At 62.5% G+C, this 23,257-nt stretch carries 20 protein-coding genes, 1 tRNA gene and 2 pseudogenes; 14 read left to right on the plus strand and 9 right to left on the minus strand.

The window, feature by feature from the left end; all coding sequences use genetic code 11:
• Nucleotides 1-285: 285 nt before the first annotated feature.
• The 4 genes from mnmA to EDE08_RS14300 all read left to right on the plus strand — a co-directional run bounded on the left by mnmA (nt 286) and on the right by EDE08_RS14300 (nt 3,108).
• The gene (mnmA, locus tag EDE08_RS14285) at nt 286-1,470 is read left to right on the plus strand and encodes a tRNA 2-thiouridine(34) synthase MnmA (protein ID WP_131869476.1); all 1,185 of its coding nucleotides are present in this window, start codon (nt 286-288) and stop codon (nt 1,468-1,470) included.
• Between the two features lie 243 nt (nt 1,471-1,713).
• A complete protein-coding gene (locus EDE08_RS14290) occupies nt 1,714-2,352 on the plus strand; it encodes a class I SAM-dependent methyltransferase (RefSeq protein ID WP_061881319.1) in 639 nt (212 codons plus the stop codon).
• Nucleotides 2,353-2,397: 45 nt separating this feature from the next.
• Nucleotides 2,398-2,754, plus strand: a complete 357-nt coding sequence (locus EDE08_RS14295; protein ID WP_131869477.1) for a hypothetical protein — start codon at nt 2,398-2,400, stop codon at nt 2,752-2,754.
• Nucleotides 2,755-3,031: 277 nt separating this feature from the next.
• Nucleotides 3,032-3,108, plus strand: a tRNA-Met gene (locus EDE08_RS14300).
• 148 nt (nt 3,109-3,256) lie between these two features.
• Here EDE08_RS14300 and EDE08_RS14305 read toward each other — a convergent pair.
• Nucleotides 3,257-3,979: a response regulator gene (locus EDE08_RS14305; RefSeq protein WP_131869478.1), complete on the minus strand. Its 723-nt coding sequence runs from the start codon at nt 3,977-3,979 to the stop codon at nt 3,257-3,259.
• 613 nt (nt 3,980-4,592) lie between these two features.
• Between EDE08_RS14305 and EDE08_RS14310 the strand changes: the two genes are divergently transcribed.
• Nucleotides 4,593-4,889, plus strand: a complete 297-nt coding sequence (locus EDE08_RS14310; RefSeq protein WP_131869479.1) for a hypothetical protein — start codon at nt 4,593-4,595, stop codon at nt 4,887-4,889.
• 305 nt (nt 4,890-5,194) lie between these two features.
• On the opposite strand, the gene EDE08_RS14315 is transcribed toward EDE08_RS14310, so the two are convergent.
• Nucleotides 5,195-6,541 carry a glycosyltransferase gene (locus tag EDE08_RS14315; protein ID WP_131869876.1) on the minus strand — a complete coding sequence of 449 codons (1,347 nt, stop codon included), beginning with the start codon at nt 6,539-6,541 and terminating at the stop codon, nt 5,195-5,197.
• Between the two features lie 435 nt (nt 6,542-6,976).
• On the opposite strand from EDE08_RS14315, the gene EDE08_RS14320 reads away from it, so the two are divergent.
• The 5 genes from EDE08_RS14320 (at nt 6,977) to EDE08_RS14340 (ending at nt 12,105) form a co-directional block, all read left to right on the plus strand.
• A complete protein-coding gene (locus tag EDE08_RS14320) occupies nt 6,977-8,059 on the plus strand; it encodes a pyridoxal phosphate-dependent aminotransferase (RefSeq protein WP_245524791.1) in 1,083 nt (360 codons plus the stop codon).
• A gap of 202 nt (nt 8,060-8,261) precedes the next feature.
• The gene (locus EDE08_RS14325; protein ID WP_131869481.1) at nt 8,262-9,164 is read left to right on the plus strand and encodes a helix-turn-helix domain-containing protein; all 903 of its coding nucleotides are present in this window, start codon (nt 8,262-8,264) and stop codon (nt 9,162-9,164) included.
• Nucleotides 9,165-9,365: 201 nt separating this feature from the next.
• The gene (locus tag EDE08_RS14330; protein WP_245524802.1) at nt 9,366-10,067 is read left to right on the plus strand and encodes a response regulator; all 702 of its coding nucleotides are present in this window, start codon (nt 9,366-9,368) and stop codon (nt 10,065-10,067) included.
• A gap of 181 nt (nt 10,068-10,248) precedes the next feature.
• Complete coding sequence (locus EDE08_RS14335; protein WP_131869483.1) at nt 10,249-10,965, plus strand: SDR family NAD(P)-dependent oxidoreductase; 717 nt, start codon at nt 10,249-10,251, stop codon at nt 10,963-10,965.
• A gap of 42 nt (nt 10,966-11,007) precedes the next feature.
• On the plus strand, nt 11,008-12,105 hold the full coding sequence (locus EDE08_RS14340) for an NAD(P)H-dependent flavin oxidoreductase (protein ID WP_131869484.1): 1,098 nt from the start codon (nt 11,008-11,010) through the stop codon (nt 12,103-12,105).
• Nucleotides 12,106-12,183: 78 nt separating this feature from the next.
• Here EDE08_RS14340 and benB read toward each other — a convergent pair whose 3' ends face one another.
• The 3 genes from benB to EDE08_RS14355 all read right to left on the minus strand — a co-directional run bounded on the left by benB (nt 12,184) and on the right by EDE08_RS14355 (nt 15,002).
• Nucleotides 12,184-12,675: a benzoate 1,2-dioxygenase small subunit gene (gene benB / locus EDE08_RS14345; protein ID WP_131869485.1), complete on the minus strand. Its 492-nt coding sequence runs from the start codon at nt 12,673-12,675 to the stop codon at nt 12,184-12,186.
• Between the two features lie 192 nt (nt 12,676-12,867).
• Nucleotides 12,868-13,608 carry an SDR family oxidoreductase gene (locus EDE08_RS14350; protein ID WP_131869486.1) on the minus strand — a complete coding sequence of 247 codons (741 nt, stop codon included), beginning with the start codon at nt 13,606-13,608 and terminating at the stop codon, nt 12,868-12,870.
• Between the two features lie 56 nt (nt 13,609-13,664).
• On the minus strand, nt 13,665-15,002 hold the full coding sequence (locus EDE08_RS14355; protein WP_131869487.1) for an SRPBCC family protein: 1,338 nt from the start codon (nt 15,000-15,002) through the stop codon (nt 13,665-13,667).
• A 239-nt stretch (nt 15,003-15,241) separates the two neighbouring features.
• Between EDE08_RS14355 and EDE08_RS14360 the strand changes: the two genes are divergently transcribed.
• Nucleotides 15,242-16,216, plus strand: a complete 975-nt coding sequence (locus tag EDE08_RS14360; RefSeq protein WP_165935966.1) for a helix-turn-helix domain-containing protein — start codon at nt 15,242-15,244, stop codon at nt 16,214-16,216.
• A 27-nt stretch (nt 16,217-16,243) separates the two neighbouring features.
• Here EDE08_RS14360 and EDE08_RS14365 read toward each other — a convergent pair whose 3' ends face one another.
• Both EDE08_RS14365 and EDE08_RS14370 read right to left on the minus strand, forming a co-directional pair.
• A complete protein-coding gene (locus EDE08_RS14365; protein ID WP_131869489.1) occupies nt 16,244-17,161 on the minus strand; it encodes a LysR family transcriptional regulator in 918 nt (305 codons plus the stop codon).
• Nucleotides 17,162-17,356: 195 nt separating this feature from the next.
• Nucleotides 17,357-18,502, minus strand: coding sequence for an aldo/keto reductase (locus EDE08_RS14370; protein ID WP_207913014.1), 1,146 nt, complete (start codon nt 18,500-18,502; stop codon nt 17,357-17,359).
• A 327-nt stretch (nt 18,503-18,829) separates the two neighbouring features.
• On the opposite strand from EDE08_RS14370, the pseudogene EDE08_RS39100 reads away from it, so the two are divergent.
• The 3 genes and pseudogenes from EDE08_RS39100 to EDE08_RS39655 all read left to right on the plus strand — a co-directional run.
• Nucleotides 18,830-19,129, plus strand: a pseudogene (locus EDE08_RS39100) (response regulator); the annotation flags it as partial.
• Nucleotides 19,130-19,942: 813 nt separating this feature from the next.
• Nucleotides 19,943-20,128, plus strand: a pseudogene (locus tag EDE08_RS39650) (histidine kinase dimerization/phospho-acceptor domain-containing protein); the annotation flags it as partial.
• Nucleotides 20,126-21,112, plus strand: a complete 987-nt coding sequence (locus tag EDE08_RS39655; RefSeq protein ID WP_502700608.1) for an ATP-binding protein — start codon at nt 20,126-20,128, stop codon at nt 21,110-21,112. The pseudogene EDE08_RS39650 and the gene EDE08_RS39655, both read left to right, overlap by 3 nt.
• A 105-nt stretch (nt 21,113-21,217) precedes the next feature.
• Here the strand turns inward: EDE08_RS39655 and EDE08_RS14390 are convergent, their stop codons facing one another.
• A complete protein-coding gene (locus EDE08_RS14390; protein ID WP_131869492.1) occupies nt 21,218-22,033 on the minus strand; it encodes an IclR family transcriptional regulator in 816 nt (271 codons plus the stop codon).
• Between the two features lie 113 nt (nt 22,034-22,146).
• Nucleotides 22,147-23,241, minus strand: coding sequence for an extracellular solute-binding protein (locus EDE08_RS14395; RefSeq protein ID WP_131869493.1), 1,095 nt, complete (start codon nt 23,239-23,241; stop codon nt 22,147-22,149).
• Nucleotides 23,242-23,257: the final 16 nt, after the last annotated feature.

Genomic DNA, 23,257 nt, shown 5'->3' on the forward strand with positions numbered 1-23,257 from the left:
GATTTATACAATAAAATCAATGTGTTGATTGTTTATGTCGTCGCCCGGCAGCGCGCCGCGCCCCCGCCATTTCTGCCGGCCCCGGCAAGAATTGCCCTAAGCTGGCTGCCCGCGTGATTGCTTCACCGGAATGCCGCCTATATTAAAGAGGTCACTCTCAGCCGCTTTCGACTTGGGCAGCCGTGCCCCTTCGGGAACTAAAGTTCCGGGGGATCGCCGATGTCCCGCCAGAAGGCACAGCAATCGCGGATCGCGCTACGCCGCCGTCACAACGCTTTAAGGCCCATGCTGAACAGTCTGGATCTCGAAGGCCGTCCCGAAGACACCAGGGTCGTCGTCGCCATGTCGGGCGGCGTCGATTCTTCGACGACGGCCGCGCTGCTGAAGGCGGAAGGCTACGACGTCGTCGGCATCACGCTGCAGCTCTATGACCATGGCGCGGCGACTCACCGCAAGGGCGCCTGCTGCGCGGGCCAGGACATCCACGACGCCCGCGATGTCGCGGCCAAGCTCGGCATTCCCCATTACGTGCTCGACTACGAGGACCGCTTTCGCGAGTCCGTCATCGACAATTTCGCCGACTCCTATGCGCTTGGCGAGACGCCGGTGCCGTGCATAGAGTGCAACCGTTCGGTCAAGTTTCGCGACCTCTTGAAGACCGCGCGTGAGCTCGGGGCGCACGCGCTCGCCACCGGCCATTACGTTGCCTCGCGCCGTATCGGCGACGGCTCGCGCGCGCTGGTCTGCGCGGCCGACGCCGACCGCGACCAGAGCTATTTCCTGTTCGCGACCACGCGCGAGCAGCTCGACTTCCTGCGCTTTCCGCTCGGCGACATGACCAAGCCGCAGACCCGCGAGCTGGCGCGCCGCTTTGGGCTCGCGGTCGCCGACAAGCACGACAGCCAGGACATCTGCTTCGTGCCGACGGGCCGCTACACCGACATCATCACGCGCCTGCGTCCGAACGCGATGGACCCCGGCGACATCGTCGATCTCGAGGGCCGCGTGCTCGGCCGGCACAACGGCATCGCCAATTTCACCGTCGGCCAGCGCCGCGGCCTCGGCATCGCCTCCGGCTCGCCGCTGTTCGTGGTGCGGCTCGATGCTGCGCATCGCCGCGTCGTCGTTGGTCCGCGCGATGCGCTGAAGATGCACCGCATCAGCTTGCGCGACGTCAACTGGATCGGCGATGGCGACATCGACAGCGCGATCGGCGGCGGCCTCGAGATGTTCGTGCGCGTGCGCTCGACCCGCAGCCCCCAGCCGGCGTGGCTGCGCGGCGGCAATGGCCAATACGAGGTCGAGCTCGTTGCCGGCGAGGAGGGCGTCTCGCCCGGCCAGGCCTGCGTGTTCTACGACGCAGCCAGCGGCCAGGCCCGCGTGCTGGGCGGCGGCTTCATCCAGAGCGCTACGGCGAAGAAGGTCGGCGCGGCCAGCTCGCGCCCGCTGGCGGAAGCCGTGCGCGGCTGAGGATGACGAGATCAAGCGCAACTGGTAGGGCTGGGCTTACCTCTCCCCGACGGGGAGAGGTCGGATTGCGAAGCAATCCGGGGGAGGGGCCGCAGCTACTATCGGGACACAACCCCTCACCCGGATCGCACCTTGCGATGCGACAAAGCCGAAGCTCTGCTTCGGCGTCTTTTTTTGACGGAACGGCCGCCGCAGGCGGCCTATGCCTCTCCCTATGGGAGAGGTGAAGTAAGGGCAGGGGGCATGGCAGCAGACATCTCGCGGGCCGGGGTCGAGAAGGCCTATGGCCGCTGGGCGCCGGTCTATGATCTCGTGTTCGGCAAGGTGTTCGACGCCGGAAGGCAGTCGACCATCGCCGAGGCCGACCGCATCGGCGGCCGCATTCTCGACGTCGGCGTCGGGACCGGGCTTTCGCTCTCCGATTATTCGCGCACCACGAAGATCTGCGGCGTCGACATTTCCGAGCCGATGTTGCGCAAGGCGCAGGCGCGCGTGCGCGCGCTTCGCTTGAGCAACGTCGAAGTGCTCTCCGTGATGGATGCGAAGAACCTTGCCTTCCCCGACAAATTCTTCGACGCGGTGGTCGCGCAATATGTCATCACTGCCGTGCCCGATCCCGAAGGCACGCTCGACGAGTTCGTCCGCGTGCTCAAGCCCGGCGGCGAGCTGATCCTCGTCAACCACATCGGCGCCGAGAGCGGCCCCCGAAAGCTGTTCGAGCTCGCCTTCGCCCCCATCGCCCGCCGCCTCGGCTGGCGCCCGGAATTCCCGTGGGCCCGCCTCGAGGGCTGGGCCGCCAGGCACGGCGGCATCACCCTCACCGAGCGCCGACCCATGCCGCCGATGGGCCATTTCTCGCTGATCCGTTACCGCAAATCGTGATGCGTGACATGGGAACAGGGGACGCCGCGCGGGCGTTTCCTTTCCATGCGCACGACATCACACATCATTCTGGCCGGCCTCCTGATCGCCGCTTCAGGCAGCGCGATCGCGCAGGCCCCGCCCGCCCCGGCGACACCGCCGCAACAGACGGCGCCGCCGTCCCCGCAGCACGCGGTCAATTGCATGCCGCAGGACCGTCCGAATCGCCAGGTCGACGGCACCACCACCGGCCAGTCCCGGGAACCGCTCGGCGACAAGCTGGCCAAATCCGACGGCGTGCTCTGCCCGCCCTCCGGCATCGACCCCGAGATGCACGCGCCGGCCCCCGACACCGGCAGCAACACCCCGGTGATCCCGCCCCCCGGCAGCCCCGGCGGCGATCCGAATGTGAGGCCGAAATAGGCCTTTCGTCCCCCCAGAATCTCGTCGTGCCCGGGCTTGTCCCGGGCATCCACGTTCCCGGGGCTGCGAATGAAGGGTGGATGGCCGGGACAAGCCAGGACAAGCCCGGCGATGACGAACGCATTGAAAAAGGGGCCGTATTCGCAAGGCGGCTTGTCCCGACGTAGCCTCGGCGAGGCCGGAAAAAGGCGGCCCACTTTGCTTGACTTCCCGCCGCCCCCTTCTTTATATGCCGCGCGTTCGCGAGATCGGCCTCAGTCGCCGCCGCGATCCCTGTGGCGGGGTAGCTCAGCTGGTTAGAGCACGGGAATCATAATCCTGGGGTCGGGGGTTCGAGTCCCTCCCCCGCTACCAATCGTTCGATCTTGCCCCTAAGCTACGATTTCCTGCGATCTCGTCCGCCGACGGTAGGAAGCCGAGCCGATGTGTGAATTGGCGTCGGCTGAAAGGGCCGCGCATACGGTCGGGAAACCCCGTTCCCGGCACAGATGCGCATCGCGCTTCAGAACGGATCTACGGGAACCGCGAAGATATAGCCGACGCCGCGTTCGGTCTGAATGACGCGCGGCGCACTTGGATCGACCTCCAGCTTGCGCCGCAGCCGCAGCACCTGAACGTCGATGCTGCGGTCGAAAATGTCTTCATGAATGCGGGTCGCCTGAAGCAGATGCTCGCGGGTCAGGGGACGCTGCGGCGCTTCGAGGAACGCTAGCAACAAGGCATATTCTCCCTTGCTGAGCGGGACCTGCGCTTGACTGGGATCGATGAGCTTTCGACCACGCCGCTCCAGCTTCCACCCATTGAAGCGATAGCCTCCGCGCTCGGGATCGCGGGCGCGCGCGGCTCGGCCTATCTCCTGCCGTCGCAACACCGCCCGAACGCGTGCCAGCAGCTCGCGCAGCGAGAACGGCTTGACGATGTAGTCATCGGCGCCGAGCTCGAGCCCGACGATGCGATCGATTTCGTCTGGGCGGTGGCCCGTCGTGATGATGACAGGCACATCGGAATGAGAACGGATCTCCCGCAGCACATCCAGACCGTCATCCTGACCAAGGCGAAGGTCGAGAATGATCAGGCTGGGCCGGCCGGCCTCGAAATGATGTTTGAGTTCGGACCTGTTGCACGCCGCCCTGGTCGGGACATTGTGCTCCTCCAGATACTTGATCACCATCTGTCGCAAGGTGGGATCGTCATCGACAACTACGACGTGGCCAACTGCATGCATACTTCACTCAAAAATCCGCTATCGCATCCTGATCCCTGAGGATACCAGGGTCGAATCCAAACGAGCGCAATTCTCCCGGAAAGCCGCCAGCGAGATCATGGCCGTGACATTCACGACCATCCTCATGGAATAAGAGGCACTTGCCATCGCGTAGCGGTCTCGCCCTTCCTCAACTCGCACGATCAAAGCGGCGTGATGTCTCGGTCATCAATTGTCGCTTCCGACCAAAGTCGCCGCCGGATCTCTGCGGCGCGCCGAACGGCGCTCTTCCGACTACGAGCGCAGAATTACCGTCCCATTTCAGGCCCGGCAGCCCGCGTTACAATCGTAATCCAATTGCGTCATTGCGGCTCGCGCATGGTGCGGCTCGGCATCAATCTCCCCGGCAATGAGCCCACGCTCGAGCGGAGAGACTTCTCCACATCATCGGCGAGCCGCGTGCTTCGTGTCGCGCCCGCGCAGGAGCGACTATGGCCGGTCCGAACGACCAGGCGGTTTCAGCGGTAGCGCGATGTCGCGCACGCGAAGTCCTGATGTAGCGCGCACGTCCTATCCATGACAGGCGGTCGTTCGCAACCGGGACGATCGACGTGATCGAGATAGGGGAATGCCGATGTACAAACGATTTGGGCGGTGGACGGCAGTCGCCGCTTCGTTGCTGTTCAACTGGATGCCCGCCCTTGCGGCCGATGCAAGCACGACCAGTGCGGTTCACGGGATCGCAGCCGGCTCGCTCGGCCAGAATCAAGCCTCGGAGCATGCCGGCGCGTTCCGCCAGGCTCCCATAGGTCATCGGCAGCCGCGGCCAGGCGACATTCCGGAGGGGATGCGTCTGTCGCCGCTTGAACTGGAGCTGCGACGGATCGATGAGGAGGTCGATCGCAGACTGATCATCTGCCGCGGCTGTTGAAGCCCAAGCCATCCAGGACGGACGCGGCGCTCGAGCGCCTCAATGGCAATGCGTCAACTGCGTCAAGAGTTGACGCTGTCGAACTTGATGCCTCACGCTTGATTGCGTGGGGATGACAGCGCCCGTTCGCGTGGTACTCGTGTCCATTCCGCGCCGAAGGATTTACCTTGGCGCAGAACAAGACCAGGCGCCCGCCGGAAGCGGGCGCCCTGAGGGAATGGCTCACCAAGGGCCATTCGATCGGGTTTCTCTCCTATGCGATAGCCCGGACAAGGGAGGGGATCGTTTCCCAACCCAGGGCTATGTCACCTTGTTGCTCGGCGGGAGCGGGCGGGCTTCATGGTGGCGGCGCGCGGCTGCGCGCGTCGTTGTCTTTCCAGACGGTGGATGATCCGGAGAACCTCCAAACGTGTGTCGATGCTGGCGAATTCGTCGGCCATTTGGGTGGCGCGCATGCGGTAGGAAGGACGATCAAGCACTGTTCGCGTTGCCTCTCGCAGTGCTTCTGATGTCGGTGCGTTGGTCGCCAGGTTGATCCCGACGCCCGACCACGCCACGCGTGCATTGACGTCGGCCTTGTCCTCGATCAGGCCCGCCGTAACCAGAGGGATTCCGAAGCTGAGTGCCTGGTTGACGGTGCCATAGCCTCCGTTGGTGACGAGTGCATCCACGCGGGGGAGCAGCCATTCGAACGGCAGGTAGCTGGCGAGCCGCGCATTGGAGGGTATGGGTCCGGGGATCGTTTCAATCGGTCGGCCGCCGGCGGTGGCGACAACCAGCAGGTCGGGCTCGTTGGCGAGAGCCGCAAATGTTGGCGCGAGCAGGAGCCCGAAATCGAGGTTGGCCACGGTACCCTGCGTGACCAGGACGACCTTGCGTGAACCATCCAGCTCGTGCGCCCAAGGCGGCAACGGGGCCTGATTTCGGATGATAGGCGGCGTTCCGACGAAATGCACCGTGGGTGGAAGCTCGCGCGGGAATTCGAAGCTCGGCACTGACAGCTGCAAGTAGGCATCGGCCAGGCCGACGACGGAATGGAAGAGCGGCACCGACACCGGTCCCACGCCGCAGGTCTTCAGCACCTCGTTCAGTTTGCGCAGGACGGGCTGGTCGACGTTGGCGTCGTGCTCTCCCGCCAGGACGGCGTATTGCTCGCGCTGCTCCTTCGTCGTCGCAGGCGGCAGGCCAACGAAATCCGGTGCGCCGTCATCGCGCTTCCAGTGCAAGAACGATGTGCCGCATAGCACGATCGGTGGCCTCGTCTCGCGCGGTCCGAGCAGCATCGGCAGGACGCCGAACAGCAGGTCATCGCTGACGATGACGTCGGCTTGAAAGTGCTTCAGCGCCTCGCGAAGGCCTTGGTCCTGCGCAGGGATGGCATCGACGAAGAGGCGTTCGCAGACGATGCGAAGCCACTGGGATCCCGGTGGGACATCCTTCAGTTCGGGAATCGGCGAGGGCGGATTCCGCCCGTCGAAATCGGCGTCGGCCGGAAGAGGAAGGAATTGCGCGCCGCTGGCTTCGATGCGATCGCGAAATGCGGTCCCGGTCAGGAAGGCGATCTCGTGGTCGTCGTCGAGAAGTATCCGCGTGATCGCGAGCATCGGACTGATGTGGCCCGCCGCAGGCGTCGAAGCGATGAGAATCTTCATGGTTGGCCTCTGATTGTCGAACCTCGACCGTGGCTGGTCAGACGAGCAGAGGGAGGGTGCTAAGCTGCCTGTTACGGACAAGCTTCGGCGTGCCTCCAATTGGTTACGGCGGCAACGCAGCAAGGCTAATTCGGGATGCAGCCCAGCTTGGCTGCGCGTCCCAGTGCGCGGCGGCTACCGACTCAACGGCGGAAAGCTGCGGCTCGCAGCGGCAGGCTCGCAGCGGTGCCGTTCGGAACGCTCCGCCACGTACGGCATAATGCCAGTCGCCCCAGTCGACAGGCGACGATGTTGCCAAAGAGGCTGCGAATGTTGCAGCCGTAGCATGATTTTGCCGATCCGCAATGATGCGGACATCGCGGTGCCTCAGGTTCCCTAGCCTCAAACGTCACCTGCCGGGTGGCGCCTGGCGAACAGAAAATGGGAACCGCATCCTTGAACCGTCGTGACTGTCTGATCACCAGCTGCCTTGCACTGAGCGGGCTCGCAAAACCCGCAGCTGCCAGCGTTGCACAGTCGGATCTCATCCGGCTTTCACTGAACGAGAACCCGTTCGGTCCATCGCCCCGCGCGCTCGCGGCGGTCCGCGATCAGCTTGGCGAACTGTGCCGCTATGGAGGGGATCTCGGAGCTGCGCTGACGGAGCTGCTGGCCTTGCGCGAACGCGTGCCGGACGACCAGATCGTGATCGGCGATATTCTCAAGCCTCTCGGATTACATCTCGCCCAGGGCGCGCCGCTCGGAGCCGAGTTCATCTATTCCGAGCCGGGTTATGCGGCTTTGGTGGATGCGGCGCGTCCAAGTGGCGGGGTCGTGGTCGGCGTTCCTCTCAATTCGAGGCTTGAGAACGATCTTGACGCCATTGCTGCCAAAGTCAGCGAACGGACGCGGGCGATCTACCTCGTCAATCCTCATAATCCGTCGGGCACTGTCAGCGATCCGGCAGCTTTTCGCGCTCACGTTCGCGCGATGTCGAAGCAAACGGCCGTCATTGTCGACGAGGCCTATCTGGAGTTCGATCCTGATTTCGAGAAGCGAACGGTCATGGACCTCGTTCGCGCGGGCGAGAACGTGGTCGTGTTCCGGACCTTCGACAAGATGTTCGGATTGGCCGGTCTCGGGCTTGGCTATGCGGCGACGCCTCCGGCGCTCGCAACGTCGCTTAAGCGGGCCGGGTTCGGCCGGGTCGACGCACTTGATCGGCTCGCACTCGTGGCGGCGGCAGCAAGCATACGGGATATCGATTATGTGGCGACGACGCGCACAAAGGTCGCCGCCGAGAGAGACAAATGGCACCAGTTGCTCGCCAGTCTGAAGCTTCGCCACTCCGACGCGCGGGCAAACTTCATCTTCTTCGAGGCCGACCGTCCTCAGACCGAGATAGCTGCGGCCCTGCGGAGCAAAGGTATCGACATTGGCCGCGCCTTTCCGCCGCTTGAGCGCTGGGTCCGTATCACGATCGGGCTGCCGCACGAGAACGCGGCGACGCGTGCTGCCGTTGCCGAACTGTTGCGGTGAGACCACCTCGATCGCGTCTTTGGCGGCTCCACCGTCCCGGCCGCGATCCGACCGCCCTGCCTCTGTCCGGGAGCGGCCTCGTATCCCTCCCTGCCTGACAGAGACGTGAGTTGATCGCGGTCGCGGCCGCAACTACCTGAAGCGTCGACAGTCTCACCAGTTCCTCAGCCCCGCCTTCTGCGATAACGGAGTTTCCTACTGAATGAACGTTGTGGAGTATCCGATCGGTGGCGGTGCGACCATTTCGGTGCAGGAGCAGCCTGGTGTTCTGAGGTGTTTTCGATCGTTCCCACTATCCGACATCATCGAAGCAATCTGGGACTGTGACATTCCCGATGGCGATTTCGCCAAGTCGCTTACGATCAAGTGCCCGCCCGGCACATCCTTGCAGCTGATCGGTCAGTACCGGAAGCCGGCCAGAATTGCACAGAGCGAGACGGTCCTTCCGTCAAAATGCGCTACCCATGTTCAGTCGCATGCTCTCACTCTGTTCCCCACGGGAGCGTTCGGAGCCGTCATCGTCTGCCTCAGGCCGGACGCAGCCAGCCGCATCGTCAAGGCTCCGTTCAGGGAGTTCGCGAACGCCAGTCTCAATCTCGGGGATCTGTTCGGCAATTGGGAAGTCGAGATGTGTGACGACCTGCTCGTCGGGGCGAGGACGAGCCACGAGCGGATCGCCGGTGTCCAGGCCTTCCTGCTTCGGCAGCTGAGTCCCCAAATAGACAGTCTCGCCAACCGCGCGGCTGGGTATCTCCGAAAAAATCCGGGCATGCCCGTCAGCGCGCTGGCCGCGCTGCTCGGCACCAGCGAGCGCAACCTGTCACGCGGCTTCAAGAGAGCCTTCGGCCTCAGCCCGAAGCGGTTTGCGCGCCTTGCGCGGTTTCAGAGAATTCTCGCCGAGCGGCGCCTCGACCGCTCCTGGGCGCAGGTCGCCCATGTCTGTGGTCTTTCCGATCAAGCCCATCTCATCGGCGAGTTCCATGATCTCGTGGGCGAGGTACCGACGCAATTCTTCACGCGCGAGCTACGCATCGGCGCCGACGGAATGGACGAAGCCAACCTCATCATCCAGCAACGGCCAGAACGGTCGATCGCAATTAGTTGATGCGGACTTCCGAAACGGCCAAGAACGAACTTGAACGTTCACCTAGCTGAAACGCATTGGTCGTTTCGAGCGAAGGTGAAACATGTTGGCTCCCCTGAGAGACCCTGGACCGGCTGAGAATGTGGCGGAGAAGCCCTCCGTCCACTCCGGCTTACCTCGGATTCGCGACAGTGCGGGGCAACCATCAGCGCCGCGCACAATATCCTCCTTGTCGAGGACGACCCGGAAACGCGCTCGTCGGTCGTCGATCTTTTCGAAGATCATCATTTTGCCGTTCACGCCATCTGCCGCCGGCATGAGATCAGTCGATACTTCGCCTGCAATCATCCAGACTTGCTCATTCTCGACCTGCAACTGGGCCAGGACAGCGATTTGAACCTTTTGAGGGAGCTTCGATCCCGCTTCGACGTTCCCATTATCGCAATCGGCGACCGCTGCGACCAGATCAGTTGCGTAATTGCCCTTGAGCTCGGGGCCGACGACTATGTCGCCAAGCCCATCGGCCTGAGGGAGTTGCTCGCGCGCGCTCGCGCCGTGCTTCGGCGACAGAACTGCGGTCGGACGGCTCGGACGAACGGCTCGCAGCGCGGCGGGTTCAGGTTCTGCGGCTGGACGCTCGAACGCCGCGCCCGGCGGCTGGTGAGGCCCGACGGCAGTCCCCTGGTGCTGACGAAAGCCGAATACGTCCTGCTCGTCGCTTTCCTCGAAGCACCGCAGCAGACGCTCTCGCGCGAGCAATTGCTGCACGCGACCCAAATCCACGAGGATGTGTTCGATCGGAGCATCGATGTGCGGGTCTGGCGTCTCAGACGCAAGCTCGAGATCGATCCGCGCGCGCCGGAGATCATCAAGACCCAACGCGCCATCGGCTATCTGTTCACTCCCCCGGTTGAGGCCTTCTGACCGGCGAAGCGCGGGCTTTGATTCGGTCGCAGCGTCCCGCAAGCACCACGGGAGCGCGCCGAGACGTGAGCGACTTACGTCGATCACGTAAACCTGACGCAGCCGTCCGAAACTACCAAGACGGATATCGCCGATCTTGTCACCCTGGCCCGGGTGCGATTGTCGCGATGAGAGAGGAACGATGAGCAATTCGGAGAAAGTGGCTGTGGTGACCGGGGCATCCCGGGGCATCGGCGCCGGAATAGTCGAGAAATTCCTCGACAACGGCTACCGCGTCGTCGCCTGCTCGCGAAACATCGCCAGCAGCGGCCGGCCAGACCTTGTCGAGGTGGCCGGCGACGTCTCACGGCCCGAAACCGCCAGGCTCGTGATCCAGGCGGCAAGAGAGCGCTTCGGCCGCCTCGATACCCTGATCAACAATGCCGGTGCCTTCCTGTCGAGGCCCTTCACCGAGTACACGGAAGGCGAGTTTGCGAACCTCGTTCAGGTCAATCTCGGAGGTTTCTTTCACATCTCGCAGCTGGCCATTGCCCAGATGCTTCGTCAGGCGAGCGGCCACATCATCAACATCACGTCCAGTCTCCTGGCCGAGCAGCCGGTGAAAGGATTGCCCGCGGCTTTGACGGCAATTACCAAGGGTGGCGTCAACGCGGCGACACGGTCGCTTGCGATCGAATACGCGGATAAGGGCATCCGTGTGAATGCGGTAGCTCCCGGCGTGGTTCGCACGCCGATGCATGCCCCCGAGAGCCATGGGTTTCTCGCGACGATGCACCCGATCGGGCGCATTGGGGAAATTCAGGATATCGTCGACGCGGTCCTCTATCTCGACAATGCATCCTTCGTGACCGGGGAGATATTGCACGTCGATGGCGGCGCCAACGCCGGACGTTGGTGACCACCGGAGGGATCTCCGGGTGTCAGGATACGGGAGAGAGTGTTGAGCGTTTATCCTCGACCCATACTCGACTTGTTCGGAATTGATCTGCCGATCATCCAGGCTCCGATGCTCGGCATAGTGACAACCGACATGGTCATCGGAGTTGCCGAAGCAGGTGGTCTCGGCTCGCTTCCCGCGTCCGGTCTCAGTGCGGAACAAACCCGCAGCGTCGTCGGTGAAATACGGCGGCGCACGCCGAAGCCGCTCAACATGAATTTTCTTTGTCATGAGGCGCCCACACGGGACCGGCGGCGTGAGGAGGTCTGGTTGCAGCGTCTGACGCGGTACTATCGCGAGCTCGGGCTGGCGTCCGAGCAGTCCGCCTCCGGCTCTCCCATTCCGGTCTTCGAGAACGCACATTGCGATCTGCTGGAGGAGATCTCGCCGGAGGTTGTCAGCTTTCACTTCGGTCTTCCGCCGAAGCACCTGCTCGAACGAGTGCGGAGGACGGGTGCGAAGATCGTGTCGTCGGCAACCGTCGTCGAAGAAGCGTTGTGGCTCGAGGATTCCGGTTGTGATGCGATCATTGCCCAGGGATTTGAAGCCGGTGGGCATCGAGGCACGTTTCTGCACCGGGATCCCACCCGGCAGGTCGGTCTCATGGCCCTCGTTCCGCAAATCGTCGATGCAGTACGGGTGCCCGTCATAGCAGCCGGGGGCATCGCCGATTCCAGGGGAGTTGCTGCAGCATTCGCCCTCGGAGCTTCGGGCGTCCAGGTCGGTACCGCCTTTCTGTTTTGCGAGGAAGCGAACGTCTCCCCTCTGTATAGAGAGGCGGCGCGCTCGACGCCGCCCGAGCAAACGGTGATCACCAACATCTTCACCGGACGGGCGGCGCGCGTATGCGACACGCGGGTCGTTCGAGAGCTTGGCCCGATCGGGATCGACATGCCCGAGTTCCCCGTTCCGGCGGTTCCGCTGGCGCCGTTGCGTGCTGCATCCGAAGGTCAAGGGCGCACGGATTTCACCCCGCTGTGGTGCGGTCAGTCAGCGCGCCTGGGCCGCGCGCTTTCGGCTGCCGCGTTGACGAGATGGCTGTCGGATGGCCAAGCCGAACCAAGCTTTGGCACGATCGGGGATCTGCGGAGGAAATCCTGAACTCGGGTGCCGCCAGGGCTAAGCCGGACGGCATCTCCCTTCACGTCGAAGCATGCGCCGTCGACCTGCCCGGCGACGTCAGATATGATAGATGTCGATCACGTGATGAATGTAGTCGTTCTTCAGCACGACCTTCTTCGCCTTGATCAGCGGACGATCGCCCGTCGCGTCGATCGTGTAGAACGACACGCCGAAATAACTGTCGATCGTCTTGTACCGATAGCTCAACGTCAGCCAGTTGAACCGGAGTTCGACGATTCCGTCGGCCTGAGCGTTGATCTCGATATTGGAGATGTTGTGGAGCGTGCGCGGCTCCGGGGTGCTGGCGCTCGACCGCTCGGTCTTGATGCGGAAGACCCGATCCTCGAGGCCGCTGCGGCTGGGGTAGTAGATCAGGGAAACGTCGGTCTGAGGATTCTCGACCAGGCAGTCATCGTCATCCCAGGCCGGCATCCAGAACCGCACATCCGGAGCATAGAAGGTCAGCCAGGTGTCCCAGTCGCGATCGTCGAGGGTGCGGGCCTCGGCATAAAGAAATGCTTCGAGTTCGGGTAGGGTGATGGTGGTCATGCGTCATCGCCATGAAGTCGCGCCGAGCGCTGTCGCAAGTCTGTCGGCTTTCCAGCAGCGCTGCGCTGAGTTGTGTGGGGTGTCGCCGGCCGCCAACGAGCGACCGGCGACGAGGTTGAAGCTCTCTTGTCTGCCGGCGCGGCCACCCTTGCTCTTGGCGTGGCGGGCAGCCGTGCGCCGATTGTCCGCCATCTACAGCGGCTGACCGGTGGAGCGGACCACGATCTCGCTGATATCCACGTCGGCCGGCTGCTCGATCGCATATGCGATCGCCCTTGCTACGGACTCCGCTGGAATTGCTTGCTGGTAGAAGCCCATCACCATGTCCTTTGCGGCGCCGGTGGTGTTGTGCTTGAGCTCGCTATCGACGATGCCGGGCTCGATCGATGCGACCCGGATCCCATCCCCAGCTTCGACGCGCAGGCCATCGGAGATCGCCCGGATCGCAAATTTCGTTGCCGAGTAGACGGTCCCGCCCGGCGCGAAGACCTTGAAACCCAGTACGGAACTCAGGTTGACGAACTGTCCTGACTTCTGCCTCTGGAAGACGGGCAGGGCCGCCGCAATGCCGTGGAGGACGCCACGTATGTTGACGTCGATCATGCGGTCCCACTCGTCGATGCGGCACTCGGACAACGCAGCGATGGGCATGACGCCGGCATTGTTCACGAGAACGTCGATGCGGCCGAAATCCTTTACTGTGCCCTCGATGAAGTTGGCGACGTCGACCCGTTTCACCACGTCGACGGTATAGGCCTTGCCTCTCCCGCCCGCTCTTTCGATCTCTGCGACGATTGCGTCGAGCCGTTGGCGGCGGCGGGCGCCTATCGCCACGATCGCCCCCTTGGACGCCAGCAGCTTGGCCGTCTCCGCGCCGATCCCGCTCGAAGCGCCGGTGATTGCGACGATTTTTCCTTCGATCTTCTTTGACATGTCGTGCTCCTGTTGCCTTGATAGTCATGAAGACGGCTGGTGCCGCCGTGGCGTGCTCAAGTTCCGTCTCCGTGCAGCACCGCTTGTCGCAGCGTGTCCAGCCAGTAGCGGTGCTGGACGAGGAAAAGACCTTCGCTATCGGTTTTGGTGCCGCTCCTCAGTGGGTGAAGATCAATGGCCTTGGCTTCTTCGTCCGCTCCCTCGATCCATTGTGACGAGCCGCGCGACAGGTCGTTCCAACGCATGGTTCTTGCCATGTAGGCCTGCTGGCATGCCCGGAATTCCTCGAGGTCGTCAGGCGTTGCCATGCCGCTGGCATTGAAGAAATCCTCATACTGACGAATGCGTCGTGCCCGCTCTGCCGGCGGCTCGTTCTTCGGCGCGATGCAATAGATCGTCACTTCGGTTTTGTCCGCTGCCAGCGGTCGGGCTACGCGTATTTGCGAGCTCATCTGGTCCATCAGGTAAAGGTTTGGATAGACGCAGAGATTGCGCAGGTTTTCTACCATCCATTGCGCTTTGGCCCGTCCATGTCTCGCCGTGAGATCGTCGAGGTGCGCGTAAAGCGGACGTGATGTAGGGTTGGTCCATCTGGACCAGAGCACCAGATGGCCGTTTGCGAATGAGTAGTAGCCGCCCTCCTGCTTGCTGAACTTGCCGACGTCGACTGCCTTGATGCTGTCCGTCGCCGCGTTGCGACGGCTCGTCGTCGCCACGTAGTTCCAGTGGACCGAGGACACATGATAGCCGTCGGCACCATTCTCGGCCTGCATCTTCCAGTTTCCGTCGTAGACGTAGGTCGATGAACCGCGCAGGACCTCGAGGCCATCGGGAGACTGATCGACCATCAGGTCGATGATCTTTCTGGCCTCGCCGAGATATTCCGTCAGCGGCTTCACCGCGGGGTTGAGGCTGCCGAAGATGAAGCCGCGATAATTGTCGAGCCTGGCAATCGCCTTCAGATCGTGCGAGCCCGCCGTGTTGAACTGCTCCGGATATCCGGCATCGTCCGCATCCTTGACCTTCAGCAGCTTGCCCGAATTGCTGAAGGTCCAGCCGTGAAACGGACAGGTAAATGTGATCTTGCGGCCACGCTTGTAGCGGCAGAGCATTGCGCCGCGATGGCTGCACGCATTGATGAATGCGTTGATCGCGCCGTCCTTGCTGCGTGCGACGAAGACGGGCTGGCGCCCGATCCACGTGGTGAAATACTCGTTGTTGTCGGCGATCTGGCTCTCGTGCGCGAGATAGACCCAGTTCCCCTCGAATATGTGCTTCATCTCCAGCTCGAAGAATTCGGCGGAAGTGAATATCTCGCGGTCGCAACGAAACAGCCCATTGGCGCCGTCCTCGACAACGGCCGCTTCCAGGCGTTCCAGGATGATCGATGACATGACGGGACTCCCCGAGAATGAGCGATATGTCGCCGTCGAAGCTGGCACGGCGACCTTGGCGAGTGACCAGAATAGGGACGGCGCCAGACCCACGTCACTGGACTGTCGCGCTCTTTCTGCTTGGACGGAGACGACCGCTTGATGCGCGGAGTGCCTGTGTCGTGAACGATCGTGATGCGATGTCCACTTTGGTCCGGGTGCTCTGCTGACTAGACTCTGGCCGTCCCAGGAGGATGGCCATGCATTCGGGCAGTGTGAGTAACGACTTTTTCGGCGCGCCAAGTCTGGATTACGATGCGTGGCGGGATGCGGTCCGTACGATTTGCGGCCGCTACAGTCCCGGCGGAATCGATCCGGAGGCCTTCTCGGGCCGGGCGCGCGCGCGAAATATCTGCGGTTTCAAGACCGTGGACGTGAGTTTCAATGCCCGAAGACTCGAGCGCACGCATCGCGACGTCCGCGCCGACGCAGTCGACCACTACTACGTCCTGTTTCAGATGATCGGCCGATCGATGATCGTGCAGAACGATCGGACGACGGAGCTTGACGTCGGTGGCGTTGCGCTCGTCGATGCGGCGCTGCCCACCACATATCTGGCCGAGGCGGGCGGCCATTGGGCTTCACTGCAGCTGTCGCGTCGATCGGTGACGTCTCATCTCGGGTCGGAGCCGCGATGCCCTTGCGAGGGCAGGGGCGCGACCGCCGCGCGTTTGCTCCGCCAGTTGCTCCATGAGGGCGTCGAGAACGGGGCCTCAACTTCGGCGGATGCCTATATGCGTCTGGTAATCTATGATTTGACCGGGGCGCTTTTTGCGCCATTCGAGGGCAAGGACGTTCTCCGGCATACCGACAAGCTGTTCGCGCGAATTTGTGCAATCGTCAGGGATGGCTTTGCGGATCCGGCATTCGGCCCCGGCGATGTCGCGGACCAGGCCGGAATTTCGTTGCGCTATCTCCAGAAACTCTTCACGCAGAGAAATTCGACGTGCACTCAGTTCATCAACGCAGTGCGTCTCGATCATGCCCTGGCCCTCTTGAAGCGCAGGTCGGCCTTGAGAACCAGCCAGTCCATCAGTGATATCGCCTACGCCTCCGGCTACAGCGACTATACCAACTTTCATCGCAGGTTCCGCTGCCGGTTCGGTCAGACGCCGGGCTCGATCGGCGGCGAAGGCCGCGGCGGAAGCGATGGAATGGAGCTCGCCGCGCGATGATTGTTTTCGCGACGCGGATGGGGACGATCAGGCCAGCTTGGGCAGGCGCTCCATGTCCCTGATCGTGTCGATCAACTGCCGGAGCCCCGGCGGCGTCTGGCGCCGGCCCGGGTAGTAGATTGTCAGTGGGGCCCCCTCGGAGGCCCATTCCGGCAACACCAATTGCAGAAGGCCTGCCTCGAGCTCCGCTGTGACCCTGCGCTTCAGGCAGTAAGCAAAGCCAATTCCCCGCACGGCGGCATCGACAGCATGTTCTGTTTCGTTCGCTGTCATTGGGCCGCGAACGGGCAATCGGAGGAGGTTCGGGCCATTTCCTAGCTCCCAGGGATAGTTGCTGTTGTCTCCAACGCGCATTTGGATACAAGGCAAGTGCAAGAGGTCCGTCGGATGCGCGGGAAGGCCGATGCGCTCGATCAGGGCCGGGGAGGCCACTACCACCCACTCTAAAGGTCTGGTGAGGGCAACGCCAATCATGTCCTGCGGAACGCGGTTGCCATAGCGCATGCCGGCATCGAAACCCTGGGCGACGATGTCGACGAAATGATCGTCCACAGTGACGTCCAGATGCACGTCGGGAAAGGTCGCGAAAAAAGTGCACAGTGCCGGGCCGAGCACCAGCCGCGCGGCGTCTCGCGGAACGTTGATGCGAAGGGTCCCAACCGGGAGATCGCGATGGTGTTCGAGCGAATGAAGAGCGTCGTTGATCATTTGGAAGCCGTTCGTCAGCTCGCGCGCCAGACCTTCGCCCGCTTCAGTTGGTGTGATCGAGCGGCTGGTACGGTTGAGCAATCGTACGGCAAGGGCAGCCTCCAGCTTGCGTAGTCTATGGCTCAAGGCCGATGTTGTGACCCCAAGCTCGACTGCGGCTTTGACCATGCTGCGGTGGCGGACGATGGTCAGAAAGATGTTCAGGTCCGCGAGTGTCGCTCGGTCCAGACTGCGCACGGTGGCTTGCCTTGCTGATCGTTTCTTCCTCTCGGAGTATAAACTGGCTGGGAAGAGCAGAGTTTCGCTGAGGCGGCGCCGGCACCAGCGATGTCTCGGCAGCGGCAGCGGCTCGGTTCCGAGGGCCGGGGGCGCCCAGCAACAACGGAGGCATCGTGGGCCGCCGTTGCAGAGGCGTCAAGTTGTTGGCGGGGGCTAGGCGGGGAGCCGGGGCAGCGGCGCGTTGTCTTCGATCAACCGCTGGCGCTTCAGCTCTTCCCAAAAGCCCGGAGGAACGGTTGCCATCATCGAGCTGGCATTGGCCAGGGCCTGAGCTTCCGTGTGGGCACCGACGACCAGCGATACGGCGACATCCGGTGCCGACGAGAATTGCAGCGCGGCCGTGCGAAGATCAACGCCAAACTGGTTGGCGATGGCACGCAGCTTGTCCCGCTTGACGATGTGCTCCGTCGGGATCTTCCAGCTGTTCTGGCCATAATTGTATCGCGAACTACCAGAGATGAAGCCGGCATTGAGGGATGATCCCACGACGAAGCTCACGTTCTTTTGCCGTGCGATTGGGAAGAGATTGTTCAGCGCATTGGCGTGATCGATCAGGGAGTACTGCGAGGCGAGCAGGCACACGTCAGGGTCCGCCTCCTGCATGACGCGCAGGATCGGTTCCGGCGTGTTTACCCCGATCCCCCACGCCTTGATGATGCCCTCTTCCCGCATCCTGGACAGCGTGGGGAAGGCACCCTTCATTGCGATCGCGAACTCCTCCTGCCACGGGCGGGGCAGCAGTTTGTTGTCCGAGGATATATCGTGCACGAACACGACGTCGATGCGATCGATGCCGAGTCGCTGGAGACTGTCTTCGATCGAACGCTTCACGCCGTCAGCCGAATAGTCGAAAACGACGTTGTTCGGCGAATTTCCGTAAGGAAAATTCGATTTGGCATCGTTTTTTGGAGATGCCTTGAGCAACTTTCCAACTTTGGTGGAGATCAGATAACTGTCGCGAGGCTGATTGTGCAAGAACATGCCGAAGCGCCGCTCGGCAGCGCCCAACCCGTACCACGGCGAAACGTCGAAGTAGCGGATGCCGGCTTTCCAGGACGCTTCCAGCGTTTTCATGGCGTCTTCGTCGGTGACGACCTCGAACTCGTTGCCCAGTGGCACACCGCCGAGCCCCAAGCGGTGTCCCGATGTGAAGATCTGTTTTGCGCGATTGGTCATGGTTCTGTCTCCGTGAGGGGGCTGCTGCGCGGCAGTTGCCGGCGACGGCGCCAGGATGGTCCCAGCTGCGGCGGCTCCGGCGATTGTCAGGAAATCACGACGGCTGTTCGTTTTGTCAGGCACGAGACTCCTCCTTCGCGAGTGATATGGTTCGGCTAACAATCGAAAGAAGGTTACGTTCGTTGAGTTGAGCTCAATGCCGCCTTGATATCGGCGTGATCGGTTGTGATCCCAATGCTCATGCGCGAGGCGCCTTGTTACCATTGTAATCGTCGCGAGCTGGGGCGCTTCGCTGCGAGCGGAGGCCGGACATCAGATGCGTTCTGACAGCAACTCTCAAAAACGTGTGCTGCGGTTCGGGGGGGCTTCCTATATCTTCGGGGGAGCCGCGATATGGAACACCCAAAAGACTGCAAGACCGACCGCGCTTGCCACCCATCCTCGGAATTGATGCGGTCGGATCTTCCATTGCCCCCAAGCGACACCTCAAAGCGCCGGGTGCCACTCTGTCTTGTCGTCGAGGACGACATGACTATGCGGCATCTGGTGACCAACTATCTCGAAGACCATGACATTCGGACCCTCTCTGCTTCGCGACGAGAGGAGGTCCCGGCTCTTCTCCGCAATTCACCGGACCTCGTGGTGCTCGATCTTCGCCTTGGTCAAGAGGACGGTTTGGATCTGCTACGCGAGATACGCGCTCAATCGGACGTGCCGGTCATCATCACGACGGGGCATCGGCGCGACGACGGAAGATGCCCTGACGGGCGATCAGATTGCCCCCGACGTTGACGCCTTGATGGCACGCGCTGCAACCGAAAGCCTTGAAGGTCTTGTAGCCCTCGAGTTCGGCGGCGACACGAGCAGGATCAGGCGGCCTTGCGCGCGACTATCCTGGACCTGCAGGTCGCCTCGCGAAATTCGGCCCGCTTCTATCGCGCAATGCTCTACGGCTCCTCGATCGCGCTGATAGCATTCCTGACTTATCTCGGTCTCCGATTGAGATCACGTGCCAACGCGCTGCATCGACGCGCGGCGCTGGAACACATTATTGCGGACATATCGATGAATTTCATCAATGCGACACCGCAAGGCGTCGAGGCGGAAATCCAGCGAGCCATCGCTTCGTTCGGAACTTTTGCGGGATCTGATCGCGTCTATGTCGTCGTGTCCGGCGCGACGACATGGTCGTATGTCTGGCATCAGCCGGGCAGGGAGTTCCCGCCGGGCTGGCCTGAAGCCGCGGTCGATCTGGCCTGCCGGATGGTCGACGGGGAAGGAGTTGTCCACGTGCCCGACGTGCGCCGTATGCCCGTGGGCGATAACAAGCTCTTCCTGGAGGGCATGGGTCTCGGGGGATGGGCATGTGCGATCAATAGCGATCGTCAAGGCCGCATGGTCGCGTTCGGCTTCGATGCCGTCGGCTGCAAGTGTCGCGTTTCTCACGCTGGCGAACTCGTTCTCCTGCGTATGGCCTTGGACACTTTCATCCATGCAGTCGAGCGGCAAAGTGTCGACGAGGAGCGAAATCGCCTGCAAAAGCGCTTGCAGCAGGCGCGCCGCATGGAGAGGATCGGCACTTTCACCAGCGGCATCGCTCACAACTTCAATAACATCCTGGGAGGAATCCTCGGATATGCCGAAGTGATGGAGGAGCACGCCCGCTCCAGCCCGGCACTGGTGCGCCATCTCGCCGGAATACGGCGAAGCGCAGACCGGGCCCGCGATCTCGTCAGTCAAATCCTCATGTTCGGCCGTCGCTCCGACATTCGTCGCGACTCCGTCAGCATAGGTGCGCTCGTCGCCGAAACGGTCTCGCTGTTGCGCGTTGCGCTGCCGCCCCGGATTGAAATGGTGGTCAGACAGCATCCGGCCGGATTGATCGTCATTGGCGAGAGCGTGCAGCTGCAACAGGTCATCATGAACCTGTGCAACAACGCGGCGAACGCGATGCCGGAGTCAGGACGAATTGAGATCGAGATCGAGCTGCATGAGGTGCTCGACCCGATCTGCCTCAGCCACGACAAGATCGAGCCTGGCCAGTACGTGCGAATTTCGGTTTCGGACACGGGGGCGGGCATGGACGGGCCGACATTGGACCGGATATTCGAGCCGTTCTTCACGACGAGGTCCAGCGGAAACGGATTGGGACTCGCAACGGTGAAGGAGATCGTTCTCGACCACGGCGGGGGGATCAATGTGCGCAGTTGTCCGGGCGAAGGCAGCCATTTCGACGTCTGGTTGCCGCGGGCTACGGCGGCGGCCTTCCCGGAGCAGCGTCTGCCTGAGCATACGACAGGACCGGGCAAGGTCGTGATGCTCGTAGCCGGCGATGTTCACCGCCTTCGCGGTGACGAGGAAATGATTGCTGCGCTCGGCTTCGAAGCCGTGGGCTTCGCCACGGCTGAGGCCGCACGTTCCGCGTCCAAAGCAGCTCGCGACCGGTTCGATTTCGTGGTCGTGGGTCCGGTCGGCTCGCTCGGGCAATCCCTTGAACTGGCCACCGTGCTGCATCGCGAGCTTCCGTTGATTCCGATCGTCCTTGCGACGAAGACGGCATTCGAGATCGGTGCCGATGCGCTATTGGGGGCCGGCATTTCTGACGTCGTGCGATGGCCCATTGTTGCCGAGGAGATTGCGGTTGTCCTGTCGCAGATCTCCCGCGTCGGCAGGCGCGAGGTCTCGAGGCGACTGATATCGGAGGCGTCAGCGACACTTCCGGCGCTGTCGTGATGCGGAGCAATTGGCGAGACGGAGGGACCGGCGGACTTTCCTGTCACCTGACGCTTTTCGGCGCGCAAGGGTACGAGCCAGGATGCCCTCCAAAAGGAAACAAGATCAACGGGCGCGTCGCAATTGATGTGACGGTGTAGAATCGCCTCTCACGGCAGGGTACGCCGCCGGCCTGCTGGAATAGCCGAGGGCGGCGCCGATGGTCCGGGCCGCCTCCATGACGTGAACCGAATACTCCTTGATCTGCTTGCGCTTGACGCGGGTGTCGGGGCCGGACATGCCGATCGCGCCCACCAGTTCGCCGGAGCGGCCGAGGATCGCGCAAGCGCAGGCCGCGATGCCCTCGCGCCACTCGCCATGCAGCACGGAGGAGTAGCCCTGCGCGCGTGCCAGCTCGATGTCCTCCCGCAGCTCCTCGATCGTCGTTCGCGTCGTTTCCGTGTAGCGCCTCAGATGCGGCCGGAATCGTTCCAGGTAGTCATCAGGCATATGCGCGAGCATCGCCTTGCCTGTCGCCATGGTGAAAGCGGGTGCGCGCATGCCCACGCTCGTATGGGCGCGGATATGGTGAGCGCTTTCGATCTTGTCGACGTAGACGACGTCGGTATCTTCGAGCACGGACAGGTGAATGGTTTCGCCGGTGATCTCGGCAAGCTTGGTCATTGCCGGTCGCGCGACGTTGATGAGATCCATCCGGTGGATGACATGGCTCCCGAGCGCCCAGATCTTGGTCGTGAGCTCGTAGGTGCTGTGCGGGGGGATCTGGCGCACATAGCCTTGGGACTGCAAAGTCATCAGCAGCCGATGCACGTTGCTCTTGGTGAGCTTCAGCTCGCTCGCGAGGTCCGTGACCCCGCGGGGCTGCTCGCTCAGAGCAAGTGCTTCCAGGAGACGCAGTCCCTTGGTAAAAGCCTTATCCATCCACCAGCCAAAATAGAATGATCTTTCACTCGATCTAGCATGGCCGCGCGAACGGCAATAGCCCGGGTGTGGAATCGGCCCCGATCCTTTCGGATCGGGGCCGATCAGCCTGCCTACTGGGCCAGCAAGGCGTTGAGCTTCTCCTGCCCGTACTCTTCATTGGTGGAATTTCCGGCCGGCGAAGCCGCGCCCCAATAATCCGGGCTCCATTCGATCGCTTTCGAGACGTTGTCCGGGTTGTTGGCCCAGTAGCGCGCGAGCTTCTTGTCGGTCGCGGCCTCGAACACGACCCGGGAGGGGAGGGCCACCGGGAAGGTCGAGGTGAGCTGCGCCGCGCGCTTGGGCTCGAGTCGCCAGGACAGCAGTTTCAGCGCGTTGTCGTAGTTCGGCGCGCCCTTTGGGATCGAGAAGAAGTCGTAGTAGACGAAGCCTTGGTTGAAGGTCAGGTCGATCGGCGCTCCCTCCAGGGCGAGCTTGCTCATCGAGCCGGTGTAGGCCATGCACATGTCGGCCTCGCCGTCGAGCAGGAGCTGCGGCGGCTGTGCCGACGTCGTCCACCATTTGGCGATGTGCGGCTTGATCTCCTTGACCTTCTTCAGCGCCCGCTCCATGTCGATCGGGTAGAGCTTGCTCTTCTCGACGCCGTCAGCCATCAGCGCCGCTTCGAACACGAAGCGCGGCCAGGCCGGCATGCAGCGCCGGCCGGGGAATTTCTTCACGTCCCAGAAGTCGGCCCAACTCGTCGGTACGTTTTCTCCCTTGTACTTGTCCTTGTTGTAGACGAGGCCGACGCCGATCACCTGCAAGGCCACGCCCTTCTTGCGCTTCAGATTGTCCGGCATCGCCGCCAGCGTCTGCTTCGCCCCGTCCGACAGCTTGGAATAGTCGATATCGGCCAGGCAGCAGTCGCCGAGCAGCTTCGTCTCCTGGTCGAAGATGAACGTCAGATCCCATTGCGCCTTGCCGGCTTCGGCCTGAGCCTTGATGCGCGGGCCGCTGCGGGCCTCCTGGACGGTGACGACCTTGATGCCGGTCTCCTTCTCGAACGGGTCGTACATGACCTTGCGCAATGCATCGCCATACCCGCCGCCCGGATCCTGCATTATCACGACGTTGCTCTGCGCTTGAGCCAGACCCGTCCCCATCGCTATGCACAGGGCCGAGGCCAATACGGAAGCCGATAGTCGCCAGCGTTTCATTCCCAGCATTTCTCTTTCCTCCTGT

This window comes from Bradyrhizobium sp. R2.2-H (assembly GCF_004346455.1).
GTDB classification, from domain to species: Bacteria; Pseudomonadota; Alphaproteobacteria; order Rhizobiales; family Xanthobacteraceae; genus Bradyrhizobium; species Bradyrhizobium diversitatis.

Excerpts from the sequence above, each read along its gene's own strand:
- mnmA (WP_131869476.1), top strand. The coding sequence starts at position 286 with ATGCTGAACAGTCTGGATCTCGAAGGCCGTCCCGAAGACACCAGGGTC.
- EDE08_RS14290 (WP_061881319.1), top strand. The coding sequence starts at position 1,714 with ATGGCAGCAGACATCTCGCGGGCCGGGGTCGAGAAGGCCTATGGCCGC.
- EDE08_RS14295 (WP_131869477.1), top strand. The coding sequence starts at position 2,398 with ATGCGCACGACATCACACATCATTCTGGCCGGCCTCCTGATCGCCGCT.
- EDE08_RS14305 (WP_131869478.1), bottom strand. The coding sequence starts at position 3,979 with ATGCATGCAGTTGGCCACGTCGTAGTTGTCGATGACGATCCCACCTTG.
- EDE08_RS14310 (WP_131869479.1), top strand. The coding sequence starts at position 4,593 with ATGTACAAACGATTTGGGCGGTGGACGGCAGTCGCCGCTTCGTTGCTG.
- EDE08_RS14315 (WP_131869876.1), bottom strand. The coding sequence starts at position 6,541 with ATGAAGATTCTCATCGCTTCGACGCCTGCGGCGGGCCACATCAGTCCG.
- EDE08_RS14325 (WP_131869481.1), top strand. The coding sequence starts at position 8,262 with ATGAACGTTGTGGAGTATCCGATCGGTGGCGGTGCGACCATTTCGGTG.
- EDE08_RS14335 (WP_131869483.1), top strand. The coding sequence starts at position 10,249 with ATGAGCAATTCGGAGAAAGTGGCTGTGGTGACCGGGGCATCCCGGGGC.
- benB (WP_131869485.1), bottom strand. The coding sequence starts at position 12,675 with ATGACCACCATCACCCTACCCGAACTCGAAGCATTTCTTTATGCCGAG.
- EDE08_RS14350 (WP_131869486.1), bottom strand. The coding sequence starts at position 13,608 with ATGTCAAAGAAGATCGAAGGAAAAATCGTCGCAATCACCGGCGCTTCG.
- EDE08_RS14355 (WP_131869487.1), bottom strand. The coding sequence starts at position 15,002 with ATGTCATCGATCATCCTGGAACGCCTGGAAGCGGCCGTTGTCGAGGAC.
- EDE08_RS14360 (WP_165935966.1), top strand. The coding sequence starts at position 15,242 with ATGCATTCGGGCAGTGTGAGTAACGACTTTTTCGGCGCGCCAAGTCTG.
- EDE08_RS39655 (WP_502700608.1), top strand. The coding sequence starts at position 20,126 with ATGTTCGGCCGTCGCTCCGACATTCGTCGCGACTCCGTCAGCATAGGT.
- EDE08_RS14390 (WP_131869492.1), bottom strand. The coding sequence starts at position 22,033 with ATGGATAAGGCTTTTACCAAGGGACTGCGTCTCCTGGAAGCACTTGCT.
- EDE08_RS14395 (WP_131869493.1), bottom strand. The coding sequence starts at position 23,241 with ATGCTGGGAATGAAACGCTGGCGACTATCGGCTTCCGTATTGGCCTCG.